Annotated in this window: 13 protein-coding genes; 11 read left to right on the forward strand and 2 right to left on the reverse strand. The window is 65.4% G+C overall.

The annotated features are described in order from the left end of the window. Window positions 1–90: 90 nt before the first annotated feature. Entirely contained in the window at window positions 91–1113 is a 1023-nt protein-coding gene (locus tag AIOL_RS00960; RefSeq protein WP_049641170.1) for a Gfo/Idh/MocA family protein, read from the forward strand. Between the two features lie 447 nt (window positions 1114–1560). Here AIOL_RS00960 and AIOL_RS00965 read toward each other — a convergent pair whose 3' ends face one another. Then, window positions 1561–3174 (reverse strand): glutamate synthase-related protein, encoded by a 1614-nt coding sequence (locus AIOL_RS00965; protein WP_049641171.1) that lies wholly within the window; start codon window positions 3172–3174, stop codon window positions 1561–1563. Between the two features lie 137 nt (window positions 3175–3311). Between AIOL_RS00965 and AIOL_RS00970 the strand changes: the two genes are divergently transcribed. Continuing rightward, entirely contained in the window at window positions 3312–4316 is a 1005-nt protein-coding gene (locus AIOL_RS00970; RefSeq protein WP_152912303.1) for a TraB/GumN family protein, read from the forward strand. Between the two features lie 72 nt (window positions 4317–4388). Next, window positions 4389–5699 (forward strand): ferredoxin reductase family protein, encoded by a 1311-nt coding sequence (locus tag AIOL_RS00975; protein ID WP_082152357.1) that lies wholly within the window; start codon window positions 4389–4391, stop codon window positions 5697–5699. Between the two features lie 5 nt (window positions 5700–5704). Here the strand turns inward: AIOL_RS00975 and AIOL_RS00980 are convergent, their stop codons facing one another. After that, complete coding sequence (locus AIOL_RS00980) at window positions 5705–6358, reverse strand: DUF2161 domain-containing phosphodiesterase (protein ID WP_049641174.1); 654 nt, start codon at window positions 6356–6358, stop codon at window positions 5705–5707. A gap of 519 nt (window positions 6359–6877) precedes the next feature. Here AIOL_RS00980 and AIOL_RS00985 point away from each other — a divergent pair. The 8 genes from AIOL_RS00985 (at window position 6878) to AIOL_RS01020 (ending at window position 14534) form a co-directional block, all read left to right on the forward strand. Next, window positions 6878–7798: a manganese-dependent inorganic pyrophosphatase gene (locus AIOL_RS00985; protein ID WP_049641175.1), complete on the forward strand. Its 921-nt coding sequence runs from the start codon at window positions 6878–6880 to the stop codon at window positions 7796–7798. 454 nt (window positions 7799–8252) lie between these two features. Continuing rightward, window positions 8253–8945, forward strand: a complete 693-nt coding sequence (locus AIOL_RS00990) for a helix-turn-helix transcriptional regulator (RefSeq protein WP_049641176.1) — start codon at window positions 8253–8255, stop codon at window positions 8943–8945. Window positions 8946–9067: 122 nt separating this feature from the next. After that, window positions 9068–9940, forward strand: a complete 873-nt coding sequence (locus tag AIOL_RS00995) for a TIGR01459 family HAD-type hydrolase (RefSeq protein ID WP_049641177.1) — start codon at window positions 9068–9070, stop codon at window positions 9938–9940. A 120-nt stretch (window positions 9941–10060) separates the two neighbouring features. Beyond that, on the forward strand, window positions 10061–10504 hold the full coding sequence (locus AIOL_RS01000; protein ID WP_049641178.1) for a MaoC family dehydratase: 444 nt from the start codon (window positions 10061–10063) through the stop codon (window positions 10502–10504). Window positions 10505–10539: 35 nt separating this feature from the next. Beyond that, a complete protein-coding gene (locus AIOL_RS01005) occupies window positions 10540–11478 on the forward strand; it encodes a bifunctional riboflavin kinase/FAD synthetase (RefSeq protein ID WP_049641179.1) in 939 nt (312 codons plus the stop codon). After that, window positions 11475–11945, forward strand: a complete 471-nt coding sequence (locus AIOL_RS01010; RefSeq protein ID WP_049641180.1) for a YcgN family cysteine cluster protein — start codon at window positions 11475–11477, stop codon at window positions 11943–11945. The genes AIOL_RS01005 and AIOL_RS01010 overlap by 4 nt, the downstream gene beginning before the upstream one ends. A 476-nt stretch (window positions 11946–12421) precedes the next feature. Further along, window positions 12422–13732 (forward strand): histidinol dehydrogenase, encoded by a 1311-nt coding sequence (gene hisD, locus AIOL_RS01015; RefSeq protein ID WP_049641898.1) that lies wholly within the window; start codon window positions 12422–12424, stop codon window positions 13730–13732. A gap of 331 nt (window positions 13733–14063) precedes the next feature. After that, window positions 14064–14534: a UPF0262 family protein gene (locus AIOL_RS01020; protein ID WP_049641181.1), complete on the forward strand. Its 471-nt coding sequence runs from the start codon at window positions 14064–14066 to the stop codon at window positions 14532–14534. Window positions 14535–14538 lie beyond the last annotated feature (4 nt).

The following is a 14538-nucleotide window of genomic DNA, read 5'->3' on the forward strand; positions in this document are numbered from 1 at the left end:
CGCGTTTGCGCACAGATACCATCGCATTTGCTGTTTTATCCGCGCCCCTGCACGGCATACTATTACTGCGGGAAGGCTTGGGGGCACATCATGTTTGAAGTTGCATTGGTCGGTCTAGGATATTTCAGCCAGTTCCATATGAACGCCTGGCAGGCGAACCCGGACGCCACGCTGAGCGCGGTGTGCGATCCGACGCCTGGCCTCGCCACCGAGGCCACCGCGCTGACCGGCGCCATCGGTTACAGGGACTCCGAGCAGATGTTCCGCGACACCGACCCCGACATCGTCGATCTGGTCGTGCCGCCCTCTGCGCAGGCCAAGCTCATCCGCATGGCGCTGCGGCGGGATCGCCTGATCATCTGCCAGAAGCCGTTCTGCACCTCCCTCGAAGAAGCCAAGGCGATCACCGCCGAGGCCGAGGCCGCAGGCGCCACCCTGGTGATCCACGAGAACTTCCGCTTTCAGCCCTGGTATCGCACCGCCAAGCGGTTTCTGCACAATGGGCGCATGGGGCAGGTCTATGGGGCGCAATTCCGGCTGCGGCCCGGCGACGGGCGCGGCGCGGACGCCTATATGGCGCGCCAGCCCAGCTTTCAGCAGATGCCGCGCTTCCTGGTGCAGGAAACCGCCGTGCATCTGATCGATACGTTCCGGTATCTCTTCGGGCCGGTGGCATCCATCTATGCCGATCTGCGCCAGTTGAATCCCGCCATCGCGGGCGAGGACGCGGGGCATATCGTTCTGACGCATGACAGCGGTGTGCAGTCGGTTTTCGATGGCAACCGGCTGGCTGACAGCACCGCCGCCGATCCGCGCCGCACCATGGGCGAGATGTTGGTCGAGGGTGAAGGCGGCGCATTGCGACTGGACGGCGACGGTCGCCTGCACTACCGCGCCTTCGGGCAAAAATCCGTCGAGCCAGTGCTGATCACCGACCGCGTCGACAACAGCCAGTTCGGGGGAGGCTGCGTGGCGGCGCTGATCAACCATGCGGTGACCGCGCTTAGCAACGCGACATCACCCGAGAACACGGCCCGCGATTATCTAACGGTGGTGGAGCTGGTCGAGGCGGCCTATCGCTCGGCTGCCGAGGGCCGCCGCATAGCCGTCTAACTCAGGCCCGAAATGGCGATTATTGTGGGTGTTTCTGGCCTGCAGCGCCTTTTGGGTACGCCAAATCTCTTGCAAGAGATTTGCACTTTCCTTCCAAGGAAAGTGGGGCCCGCAAGCTGGCAAGAGGTTGCAATTGAAGGATCAATGCGGGTCACATCGAAGAAACTCTTGCAAGAGTTTCGCAATTTTCTTGCAAGAAAATTGTGTTGCGCCAAGATCCGCCGAAGCCCAAACTTCCCCCAACCAATCTTTAACTGCGAAGCGCCCCTTGCCTTTATACCCTCCAAGCGGGCCAACCCGCGCCCTGCGAGAAAGCTCCGTCGGGGTATCCTGCGGGGATTGAATGCAAGGAGTTATGGGTGACGGACAGCACGGAACGACCATGCCCGCACCCGGAATGAATTTCCAACGGATGGCGTGCCCAAACCTCTACTCCGGGGCCAAATTCTACTGCGACGCGCCGATCCCCCCGAACGCCACGCCGGACAGATCGGCCATCTCGCGTTTCCAGGTCGTCAGGTCGCCCGCGTTGAACTTTGACACATGATCATGCCCGCAGGCGCGGGCCATGACCTGCATCAGCCCGGCGCTGGCCTCAAAGAAGTTCGCCAATTGCCGCGCGGATTTCTCGACCACGATGCGGCTGACCAGATGCGGCTTCTGGGTGGCGATGCCCACCGGGCAGTTATTGGTGTGGCAGGCGCGCATGCCCAAACAGCCGATGGCCTGCATTGGCGCGTTCGACAGCGCCACCGCATCCGCCCCCAGCGCCATGGCCTTGACGAAATCCGCGGGCTTGCGCAGCCCGCCGGTGATCACCAGCGTCACGTCCCGGCTCTCGCCCAGATGCCTACGGGCGCGGGCCAGCGCCGGGATCGTCGGCACGCTGATATTGTCGCGGAACAGGATCGGCGCGGCCCCCGTGCCGCCGCCCCGCCCGTCGAGGATGATGTAATCCACGCCAATCTCCAAGGCGGCGTCGATGTCGCGTTCGATATGCTGCGCGCTCAGCTTGTAGCCGATGGGGATGCCGCCGGTGCGGTCGCGCACCTCGTCGGCGAACTCCTTAATCTGCGCGGGCTCGGTCCAGTCGGGGAAGCGCGGCGGCGAGATCGCGTCGGTCCCCGCCGGGATGCCGCGCACCTCGGCAATCTTGCCCTTGTTCTTCTTGCCCGGCAGGTGCCCGCCGGTGCCGGTCTTGGCGCCCTGCCCGCCCTTGAAGTGGAAGGCCTGCACGCCCATAAGCTTGTCCCAGTCGAACCCGAACCGAGCCGAGGCGAGCTCGTAGAAGTACCGGCTATTGGCGGCTTGCTCTTCGGGCAGCATGCCGCCCTCGCCGGAGCAGATTCCCGTGCCGGCCAGCTCGGCGCCCGTGGCTAGCGCCACCTTGGCGGGCTCGGACAGAGCACCAAAGGACATGTCCGACACAAAAAGCGGGATCTTCAGGCGCAGGGGCTTCTGCGCGTTCGGCCCGATCACCACCTCGGTGCCCACCGGGTCGTCATCCAGCAGGGGCGGCTTGTGCAGCTGCGCCGTCAGGATCTGGATGTCGTCCCAGTCGGGCAGCGCGCCCCGGGGGACGCCCATGCTCTCGACCTTGCCGTGATGGCCGGTCTTGGACAGCCCGTCGCGGGCGTATTGCTGGATCAGGCCGGTGTAAGTCTCTTCCTTCTCGCCATGCGAGGGGTCCGCGTAGAGCCCCAGATAGGCGTCGCGGTTATAGGGCTGCGGGTTCTCCTGCGCCCATCCGGCGATCTCGTCGGCGTCCACCCAGACCTGCCCGTCCGCGACCCAGCTTTGGAACCTGGGCAGGGCCTCTTCATTGGCGTATTCCGACACCCCGCTATCCAGCCGATAGTCCCAGAAATGCACCCCGCAGATCAGGTTCTTGCCGCTCACGAACCCGTCCGACATCAGCGCGCCGCGGTGCAGGCAGCGCCCGTAGAAGACCGAGACCTCGGCGTCGAAGCGGACCACCACCAGGTCCACCTCGCCCACCAGGGCGTATTTCGGCTTGCGGTCGGGGAGGTCGTCGAGGGCAATGATCGCGGTCTTTTGCATCTGGCTATTCCTTGGCTGGACACTGCGCGAAGTGACGCACGGCAGCGCATGAAAAGCAAATCACGTCGCCCGCGCGCGCCTTTCATCCGGCGCAATCGGCGGCTAGGTTGGAGGCGATCAATTTGCGAGGCGCGGCGATGCGGGTTCTTTTGACGTTACTTTTCTGCCTGGCGGCGCTGCCTCTTTGGGCGCAATGCGCGGGCAATGACCTGCTGGCGCGGATGCCGCCGGCTCAGCGCGCCGCGCTGGACCAGATGGCCGACGCGCATCCCTATCCGAATGGGATCCTCTGGCGGGCCACCAAGGGCGATCAGGTGGTGCATCTGGTCGGCACTATGCATTTCCACGAGCCGCGCCACGGCGCCACCATGAGCCAGATCGCGCCCTGGATCGAAGGCGCGACGACGGTGTTCCTAGAGCTTGGCGAGGGCGACGAGGCGCGGCTCCAGCGCGACATCGCTACCAACCCCTCGCTGGCCTTCCTGACCGAAGGCCCCTCGCTTCTAGAGATGATGGACCCGGCCGACTGGGACCGCCTGACCGCCGCGATGCGCCAGCGCGGCGTGCCCGGCTTTATGGCCGCCAAGATGCAGCCCTGGATGGCGCTTATGACGCTCAGCGCCACCAAATGCGTGATCGAGGGCGTGCGGGCGGGCAAGCGCGGGCTGGACCAGATGATCATTGAACGCGCCAAGGAGCTGGGCAATCCCGCCCGGGCGCTGGAGGATCACGATACCGTCTTGGATATCTTCGGCCTCTTCAGTCAGGACGAGATGATCGAATTCCTGACCCTGTTCCTGCGGATGGAAAACTTCGAACCGGACGACCAGCACAAGACTCTGGTGGAGGCTTACTTCCGCGAAGAGATCCGGGTGATCTGGGAGTTCGCGCTTGTGCAGGCGCTGGCCGAGCCACAAGGGCTGAGCGAGGCCGAAATCCTGGCCGACTACGCGCGCCTTGAGGACGCGCTGATCGGCGCGCGCAATCGCGGCTGGATGGATCGGATATTGCCTGCCGCCGAGGCTGGCCCGGTCCTGGTTGCCGCCGGGGCGCTGCACCTGCCCGGCGAACAGGGCCTGCTGCGGCTGTTAGAGCGCCAAGGCTTCCAGGTCGAACGCGTGCCCCGCCGCATCTCTGAATAGCGGATCCGCGTTCATTGGATCCTCAACGCCAATCAGAAACAAACACTCTCATGTGAACGGACCAGTAATATTATGTCTAAGCTCGGCCTTACGATTCTCATTGTTAGCGTGGCGGTCTGCGCGGTTCTCTTTGCGAACGTCCCGAACGTGCGGGACCAGGTCGCGCTGTTCTCGCAATTCATCGGCGCGTCGGCGCTGATCCTGATGGCCTGGGCGCAGCTCATGGCGACGCGCCTGCCGGTGGTAGAGCCGCTCTTTGGCGGGCTCGACCGGGTCTATGTGCTGCACAAATGGTCGGGCATACTGGCGCTGGCGGCGATCCTTTTGCACGACACGATCGACGCCGATATGGACGGGCTGGGGCGCGAGACGGCGCTGGTCGAGTTGGGCGAGACCCTGGGCGAGCTGTCGCTTTACGGCCTCTTGGTACTCGGCGTGATCTCGGTCGCCACCTTCGTGCCGTATCATCTGTGGAAATGGACGCATCGCGTGATGGGCGCGTTCTTTGTGGCGGGCGCGCTGCATTACCTGTTGGAGCTCAAGCCGTTCTCGAATTTCGGCGACCCGGTGGGGCTCTATGTGTCAGCCTTCTGCCTGCTGGGGCTTTTGGCCTATGTCTACACCCTGCTGCCAGAGACCGCTCGGCGCGGGCGCGCCTACCGCGTTTCGTCGATCGACCGGACCGGCGGCGCGGCGCAGATCTCGTTGGCATCAGAGGGGGCGCCGATGCGCCACGCGCCCGGCCAATTCGCGATCTTCTCGTTCCGCCAGACCGGCCTGACAGAGCCGCACCCCTACTCGCTCTCCGCCCCGCCCCATGCGGACGGCGCGCTGCAGATCACCGTGAAACCACTGGGGGACTTCACGCATCGGCTGTTGCGTGACCTTAAGCCGGGCAGCGCGGCGCAGGTGCAGGGCCCGTTCGGGCGGTTCACCCGGCGCAGCGGCGGCAGCGCGCCCGAGCTTTGGATCGCGGGCGGCATCGGCATCACGCCGTTCCTGGCCTGGGCCGAGGCACTGACCGACAAAGACACCGCGCCGGTGCATCTGTTCTGGGCGGTTAAATCGCGCGAGGAGGCGCCGCAGCTAGAGCGCATCGAGGCCGCCGCCGCCGCGCATCCGAACCTGACCTTGCATCTCTGCGTCTCAGCCGAGGGCACCCGGATGACGCCCGAGGCCGTCGCAAGCGCCGCCGACATGTCCCAGGCCAAGGCCTGGTTCTGCGGCCCCGCGCCAATGCGGCGCAGCCTCGCCAAGGCGCTGGCCAAGCACGGCATGACCCCGCGGCGCTTCCATTACGAGGAGTTTGAGTTCCGCACCGGAATAGGGTTCAAGCGCCTTGCGGCCTCGCTGGGGGATCGGCTGGCGACGCAAAAGGCCTGAGGAGGTCACTCCAATGCGTCGCCCCAATCCGCCAGTGCGGCGCGGCCCGCCTCGTTCAGCCGGTAGACGCCCTTTTCGACCTTCTCGAACCAGCCGTAATGGTTGTCGCGCATCAGCGTGGTGGCGCGGCTGACACCGGTATCGGCCTTGACCGCCGCGCCCCGCGATGCGCCGTATTCCGCCAGATAGGTCGCGCAGCGGATCGCGTCCTGGCGATAGGCCGTCACCAGCCCGTGGCGCGTGGCGCCGCCGTCATTCGGGTCGCCGATGCGGCGGGCGAACTCTTTTTCCAGCCGCGCCTTGCGGGTCTTGGACTTGCGCGGCGCGTAGGGCCCGGGCTCGGCATGGACCTCTAGGAACCCGTCGGAGGCGCGCAGGCTCATCACGCCCAGCCCCAGGCGCCGGCAGAGCTTGATATTCGCCTGCAGGGGCTTCCACTTCTTGGGCCGCGCCACGCAGACATAGACCTGGTCGGTCACCGCGAGCCGCGCCACCGCCTGGTGCAGGAGTGTGAGCGAGAAGGCGAGCTTGAGCTCGACCACCGCCATCTCTTCGTCGCGCATGGCCACCACATCCGCCGCACCGACCTCGCCCTTCACGGCAAAGCCCTGGGCCTCCAGATGCGTCTTCACGGGGCCGTATAGGTCGCTTTCCTTCATGGGGTCCTGCTGCAGATGCCACGCCCAGGGAACCCCAGGCGTGGCGCTATCGCAAGGCCTATCTCCCGCCGGTGCGGCCGGGGAAGCGCGGCGGGCGTCCGCCGGCTGGGCGGGCCTTGGACGGCCCGCGGCCAAGTTCGCGCGGATCGGGGCGCGGTTTTTTGGTGACGGATGGCAGGCGCAGGGGCGCCCGGCCCAAGCCGGGCTTGGGGGTCTCTTTCTTGTTCGGCATGACATTGCCCTCATGAGGTTGGATCAAGGATGGCGGGCCACGGCCCGCGCGAGCGGTCGATGCGTTACTTGTCCATTGTCAGGGCGCTCCTGGAATAGGGCGGTGCCGCGCGGCGGCGGCGGATCGGTGGGCGGCTATGGCCTACTTCTCCATCTGACAAAGCTCCTCTATCCAGGCCGTTCTGCTAGCCGAGGGGCGGCGAAATGTCAACCTCGTGCCCCCGTGACAAGCCGGGCGCGCGCGCCTATAGAGGCCGCAAAATTCCCCCCTGGAAACGGATACGCGATATGACGACGCTCATTTTTGGCCACAAATCCCCTGACACAGACTCGACCGGCTCGGCCATCATCTGGGCCTGGTATCTCAACGAGGTGAAGGGCGGCGACGCCGAGGCGGTCCTGCTGGGCGAGCCCAACACCGAGGCGGCCTTTGTGCTGCGGCGCTGGGACCTGCCCAAGCCGCGCATCATCTCGGATGTCGAGCCGGGCCAACCGGTGGTGATCGTCGACACCAACAACCCTGCCGAGCTGCCCGAGGGCATCAACAGCGCCGACATCCAGGCGATCATTGACCACCACAAGCTGGTGGGCGGGCTGGAGACTGCGGGGCCGATCTCGATCACCATCCGCCCGCTGGCCTGCACGGCCACGATCATGCACAACCTGATGGGGCCGAACGCGGCCAAGATGCCCGACTGGGTGAAGGGCGCGATGCTGAGCTGCATCCTCAGCGACACGCTGGAGTTCCGCTCGCCCACCACGACGGACCAGGATCGCGAGCTAGCGGAGCGGCTCGCCGCAGAGCTGGGCCTGGATCTGGCGGCCTATGCCGCCGAGATGTTCGCCGCCAAGTCCGACGTCTCGGCCTTCAGCGACGCCGAACTGATCCGCATGGATAGCAAGGAATACGCCGTGGGCGAGACCAAGTTCCGCGTGAGCGTGCTGGAGACCACCGCGCCCGAGATCCCGCTGGACCGCAAGGACAGCCTGATGGCCTCCATGGGCGACGTGGCCGCCGAGGACGGCGTGGACCAGGTACTGCTCTTTGTGGTGGACATCCTGCGCGAGGAGGCCACCCTGCTGGTGCCGAACGCGCTGGTGAAATCTGTGGCCGAGAAAAGCTTTGGCGTCGCCGTGTCCGGCGACACCGTGGTGCTGCCCGGTGTCATGAGCCGCAAGAAACAGATCATCCCGAACCTGACGGTCTAGTCGACCTGCGGACCACGCGTTCTTAACCCTCATCCTCCGCCGGGCGCGCCAAATCTCTTTCAAGAGATTTGTACTTTCCTTCAAAGGAAAGTTGGGCCCGCGCGCACTCGAGGGTTCGATTTTCCAGGTCGCACCTGTCGGAGCGGCACAGAAACTCTTGCAAGAGTTTCGCAATTTCTTTGCAAGAAAATTGCGCGTGCCGAAGGCGTGCTTGGGACAAATTTTGCCCCTAACGGCGCGGCTTGCTTTCCCATCGCCGCCTAAACAAGCGCGCGGTTTTTACGTGGCGCGCGTCATCCGCCCAGGGTCCAAGGCGAAAGTAGATCATCGTGGCATGGTCGAAATAAGACATTCCGGTTCCTCCGTTTGAGGCCCCGTCATAGCCGACCCCTCCTGACACGCCCTGTCAGGGGGGTATGCTAGGGTGTCAGCAACCAGACACGGGACCTGCCCCATGCCGCGCACCAATCGCCTCTTTGAGATCATCCAGATCCTGCGCGCCCGCGACCGTCCGGTGCGCGCCGATGACCTCGCCGTGCAGATGGAGGTCTCGGTGCGCACGATCTACCGCGACATGGCCGCGCTGCAGGCCATGGGGACGCCCATCGAGGGCGAGGCGGGAATCGGCTACATGATGCGGCGCGGCTATGACCTGCCGCCGCTCAACTTCGACACAGAGGAGATCGAGGCGCTGCGGGTCGGGCTCTCGATGCTCGCGCGCACCGGCGACAGCAGCCTGCGCAAGGCCGCCAAGCGCATCCGCGAGAAGGTGGACGCGCTGCACGGGCAGGCCGATTGGCTACAGGTGGCGCCCTGGGGCGTGCCCTTTGACGACGCGCAATTGGGCGGCGTGCCCAAGGCCGATCTGCGCGCCGCGATCCGCGAGGAGCGCAAGATCCGCATCCTCTACCGCAGCGAGGACGAGGCCGAGACGCGGCGCACGATCCGCCCCATCGCGCTGGTCTACCATCTTGAGGCCGCCATGCTCGCCGCTTGGTGCGAGCTGCGCGGTGGCTTCCGGCACTTCCGAACCGACCGGATCTATGACTGGGATTTCCTCCAAGAGGACTTCCGTGGCCAGGGCCATGCCCTGCGTGACCTCTGGAAAGACAAGGAGCGCTGGTCGGCCGACGAACCCATCCAGTGATTCCTTGCCGCAATGCGGCACCACCCCCCTGCCCTTCGCCGCACTGACATGATACCGACGCGAAACCCACGTAATACCGGCGCGATACAGACGTCGAACATCCCGGCAGAAAGGCCCATTCCGTGACCCAGATTGTGAACTCCCTCGCCGAGATTTCAGACCGCTACGACGTGCTGTTTTGCGACCTCTGGGGCTGCGTGCATAACGGTCGCCAGGCCTTCCCCGAGGCGGTGGCCGCCCTGCAGGGCTTCCGCCAGCGCGGCGGCACGGTGGTGCTGCTGACCAACGCCCCGCGATCGCGCCATTACGTGGAACCGCAGCTTGAGCGGCTCGGCGTGCCACGCGACGCCTGGGACGTGATCACCACCTCGGGTGACAGCGCCCGGTCCGCCATGTTCACCGGGGCCGCGGGCTCGAAGGTCTGGTTCATCGGCTATGACAGCGACCTGTCCGTGTTCGATCCCCTCCAAATCATTGATAACCCGGTGGAAATCTCCCGCGTAGACCTGGAAGAGGCCGAGGGCATCATCTGCTGTGGCCCCGAGGACCCCTACGCGGACCCCGCGCTCTACCGCCCGCAATTCCTTTACGCCAAGCAGAAGGGCCTGCCCCTGCTGTGCTTCAACCCCGATATCGTGGTGGATGTGGGCGAGAAGCGGCAGTGGTGCGCGGGCGCCCTGGCGCAGCTTTACACCGAGATGGGCGGCCAGAGCCTCTACTTTGGCAAGCCGCACCCGCCGATCTATGACCTGGCGCGGCGGCGGCTCGCTGCGATGAGCAAGGACGTGGACGAGCGGCGCATCCTCTGCGTGGGCGACGGCATCATCACAGACGTGGCGGGCGCGATGGGCGAGGACCTCGATTGCCTCTACATCACCGGCGGGCTGGCGGCGGCGGAAACCAAGACCGAGACGCAGCCCGACCCCGCGGCTTTGGAGGCGCATCTGGCGGCCTCGGCCTATGATCCGCTCTATTCCATCGGCTTTCTGCGCTGAATCGCCGCGCAACTTTGTTGCGGTCCGGGTCAAAAAGTAAACCGTTTCTTGCTTTCGCAGTTGCAGCATCGCGGCGTTTGCTCTAAGCCGCAATGCGACATGACCCTTGGAACGCACCCAATGCTCGACAATCAGCCCCGCGGCACGATCTGCATCGAAGACCTGGAGATCGGCATGAGCCGCTACGTCCAGAAACAGATCACCGACCGCGACATCCAGATGTTCGCCGAGATCTCCACCGATTTTAACCCGGTGCACATGGATGACGGCTATGCCCGGGACACGATCTTTGAGGGCCGCATCGCCCATGGCATGCTGACCGCCTCGCTGATCTCTGCGGTGATTGGCGAGCAGCTGCCGGGCCACGGCACGGTTTATCTGGGGCAGAACCTGAAATTCATGGCCCCCGTGCGCCCGGGCGACCTGGTTCTGGCCGAGGTCTCGGTGAAAGAGATCGACCACTCGCGGCGCCGGGTGACCCTTGATTGTCAGTGCGCGGTGGGGGATACGGTGGTGCTGAGAGGCGAGGCGCTGGTCCTGGCGCCAAGCCGGAAATTCGACTAGAATCTGGGGCCTGTTGCCCCTGTGCGCGGGGGCCGATGAAGACCTTCACCAGCTGGGCAGGCCTGACCGAGGCGGACCGCGGAGCCGCCGCCGCCATCGGCAATTTCGATGGCGTGCATATCGGCCATCAGGCGGTGATCGACATCGCCCGCGCCGAGGCCGCCAAGACCGGCGCGCCGCTGGGCATCATGACCTTCGAGCCGCATCCCCGCGAGGTCTTCGCGCCAAGCGCGCCGCCATTTCGTCTCATGAATTCAGAGGCTAAGGCGCACCGGCTGGAGAAGCTGGGCGTCGACCACCTGTATCAGATCCCCTTCAACGCCGACCTCTCTGGGCTGACCCCTGAGGGCTTCGCGCAGGAGGTCATCGTGGACGGGCTTGGGCTAAGCCACGTGGTGGTGGGCGAGGATTTCTGCTTCGGTAAGGGCCGCGCCGGCACGGCGCAGGACCTGGTGGCATTCGGCGCTAAGATGGGCTTTGACGTGACCCTTTCGCAGCTCATCGAGACCGCGGGCCAGGAGGTTAGCTCCACCAATATTCGCAGGGCCCTCGCCGAGGGGCGACCGCGGGACGCCGCGGCGATGCTGGGCCATTGGCACCGCATCGAAGGCCCGGTGGAGCATGGCGAGAAGCGCGGGCGGGAGCTGGGATACCCCACGGCGAACATGTCCATCGAGGGGCTGCACCCGCCCCAGTTCGGCGTCTACGCGGTGCTGGTGGACGTGCTGGACGGCCCGCATGCGGGCAGCTACCACGGCGCGGCCTCGCTGGGCGTGCGGCCGATGTTTGGCGAGAACCGCGCCAATCTGGAGAGCTTCCTGTTCGACTTCAAAGGCGACCTCTACGGCGCGCATCTCTCGGTCGCCCTGGTGGATTACCTGCGCCCCGAGCTGAAGTTCGACGGGCTGGACGCGCTGATCGCGCAGATGGATGCGGATTGTGACCAGGCGCGCAACCTATTGAGCGCGCTGTGAAAGATCCCATCACGCGAGACGGGCTGCGGCCTGAGTTCTGGGAAAAGGTGCCGCTCAAGAACATGGCTCCCAAGGAGTGGGAGGCGCTCTGCGACGGCTGCGGCAAGTGCTGCCTGAACAAGCTGGAGGACCCCGACACGCAGGAGGTCGCCTTCACCCGCATCGCCTGCCGCCTGCTGGACGACGAGACCTGCCGCTGCGCGCAATACGACATCCGCAAGCAGATCGTGCCGGAATGCGTGGTGCTGACGCCAAAGAACCTGGCCGAGATCGCCTATTGGATGCCCGAGACCTGCGCCTACCGGCTGCTTTACGAGGGCAAGGCGCTTTACGACTGGCACCCCCTGATCTCGGGCGACCCGGAGAGCGTGCACCGCGCCGGGGTCTCGGTGCAGGGCCGCACCGTCCCCGAATGGGAGGTCCCCGAGGAGGAGTGGGAGGACTATGTGATCGAGGGCGATCTCTGAGCGGGCGGGTTTCTTAACCAATCCTTACCCCCGCGCAGCGCTCAAATCCGCGAATCAGCGGTTAAGCCCTTATTTTTATGCCAAACACGTTGTCGGACTTTTGTCGGCAAAGCGTCGGACTTCCGTCGGGCACCAGGTCGGACACGGGCGTGGTTAACAATGCGCGCGGTGCGGATGCGGGGTGAACCCTACGGGTTTGGTCGCGATTGGCCTGGAGCGGGCATTGGCAGGTGGCAATTTTCTTGCAAGAAAATTGCGAAACTCTTGCAAGAGTTTCTTCAGCGCGCCCCGAAATGTTTCTTCCATCGGAACCTCTTACCGGCGCGCGGGTCCACTTTCCTTGGAAGGAAAGTGCAAATCTCTTGCAAGAGATTTGGCCCGTCCAAAGGTCCGCTCCAAGGCCAAAAGAAACCAACCGCATGTTGCGGGCAACTCTTGGATCGTCTACGCGCATGCGCGAGCCAGGGAGAACCAAATTGCCGCAGTTCCTAGAGTCCACCGATCCCGGTTTTGAGGCCCAGTTCCAGGCGCTTCTGACAATGAAGCGCGAGGACAGCCCCGATGTGGACGCCGTGGTGGCGCAGATCATCGCGGATGTGCGGGCCCGTGGCGACGCGGCGGTGATCGAGTTGACGCAACGCTTCGACCGGCTGGCGCTGACCCCGCAATCCCTGGCGTTCACGCCCGAGGAGATCGCGGCGCATTGCGCCGCCGCGCCGTCCGAGGAGCGCGCGGCGCTGGATCTGGCCGCCGAGCGCATCCGCGCCTATCACGCCCGGCAGATGCCCCAGGATGCCGACTGGGTGGACGAGAGCGGCGCCCGGCTGGGCTGGCGCTGGACGCCCGTCGAGGCGGCGGGGCTCTACGTGCCCGGCGGGCTGGCGAGCTACCCTTCCAGCGTGCTGATGAACGCCATTCCGGCGCAGGTCGCGGGTGTGGATCGGCTGGCCATCTGCGTGCCCACCCCGGACGGGGTGGTGAACCCGCTGGTGATCTATGCCGCGCATCTTGCGGGCGTCAGCGAGATCTACCGCATCGGCGGGGCGCAGGCCATCGCCGCGCTGGCGTATGGCACGCAAACCATTGCTCCTGTTGACAAAATCACCGGGCCGGGCAACGCCTTTGTCGCCGCCGCCAAGCGGCGGGTCTTTGGCAAGGTCGGCATCGACATGATCGCGGGCCCCAGCGAGATCTTGGTCATCGCCGACGGGGGCGGCGACCCGGATTGGGTCGCGATTGACCTCCTAAGCCAGGCCGAGCATGACGAAAGCGCCCAGTCGATCCTGATCACCGACGATGCCGGGTTCGGACAGCGGGTCGCGGAGGCCGTGGAGCGCCGCCTGGAAACGCTGGAGCGCCGCGAAATCGCGGGCGCAAGCTGGCGCGATTTTGGCGCGGTTATCACGGTGCGTGACCTCGACGAGGCGGCGGATCTGTCGAACCGCATTGCCCCCGAACACCTGGAGCTTTGCATCGCGCAACCCCGCGAATTTGCTGCGAAAATTCGTCATGCGGGGGCGATCTTCCTTGGCTCCTGGACCCCGGAGGCCATCGGCGATTACGTCGGCGGGCCGAACCACGTGCTGCCCACTGCGCGGTCCGCGCGCTTCTCCAGCGGGCTGAGCGTCATGGACTTCATCAAGCGCACCACCCTGGCCGAGATGACCCCCGCCGCGCTGCGGGCGATCGGCCCGGCGGCGGAGACCCTGGCGCGTTCGGAATCGCTGGAGGCGCACGGGCTAAGCGTCACCGCCCGGCTGGAGCGGCTGAACGATGGCGACCTGTAGGGGCGCCTCCTCTTAACAGCATCTGAACGAGGCGCGCGCAATCCCTGCACGCGAGAGCCGCGAATCGTGGTTTAACGCCTTATTTCTCTGAGAAATTCGCTGTCGGACTTTTGTCGGCAAAACGTCGGACTTTTGTCGGACCCCAAGGCCCGAAAGCGCCGGGTTAACAGCCCGCGCGCCGCGCAACACCACGCCGTCAGCGCGACCGGAACCGGCGGGTCGGCGACACAAGCCAGCCTCCCCTGCCCGACCCGGCGCACTTGCGCCGCATTGCCGCCGACGATGGCTTGCCTTAAAGACCAAAAAAACCATTTGCCGGAAGCCCGTCCATATGACCCGCCTCTCCCAAGTCGACATCGACGACAGCGCGCTGCCGCCGCCCACGCCTGAGATCGAGCAGGAGCGGCGCGTGGCGATCTTTGACCTGCTGGAGGATAACAGCTTTAGCGTCCCGCGCGAGGGCGCGCCGGAGGGCCCCTACCACCTGGTGCTTGCGATCCGCGACCGGCGCCTGGTCTTCGACGTCAAGACCGAGACCGGCGACGCCGTCGCCGAGTTCCATCTCTCGCTTGGGCCCTTCCGGCAGACGGTGAAGGACTACTTCCAGATCTGCGAGAGCTATTTCGACGCCGTCAAGAAACTCCCCCCCAGCCAGATCGAGGCCATTGATATGGCGCGGCGCGGCATCCACAACGAGGGCGCGCGCGTTCTGGAGGAGCGCCTGGAGGGCAAGGCCGAGGTTGATCTGGACACCTCCCGCCGCCTCTTCACGCTGATCTGCGTCTTGCACTGGGGGGGCTGAGACG

It is taken from the genome of Candidatus Rhodobacter oscarellae (genome assembly GCF_001078595.1).
Classification (GTDB): domain Bacteria; phylum Pseudomonadota; class Alphaproteobacteria; order Rhodobacterales; family Rhodobacteraceae; genus Rhodobacter_B; species Rhodobacter_B oscarellae.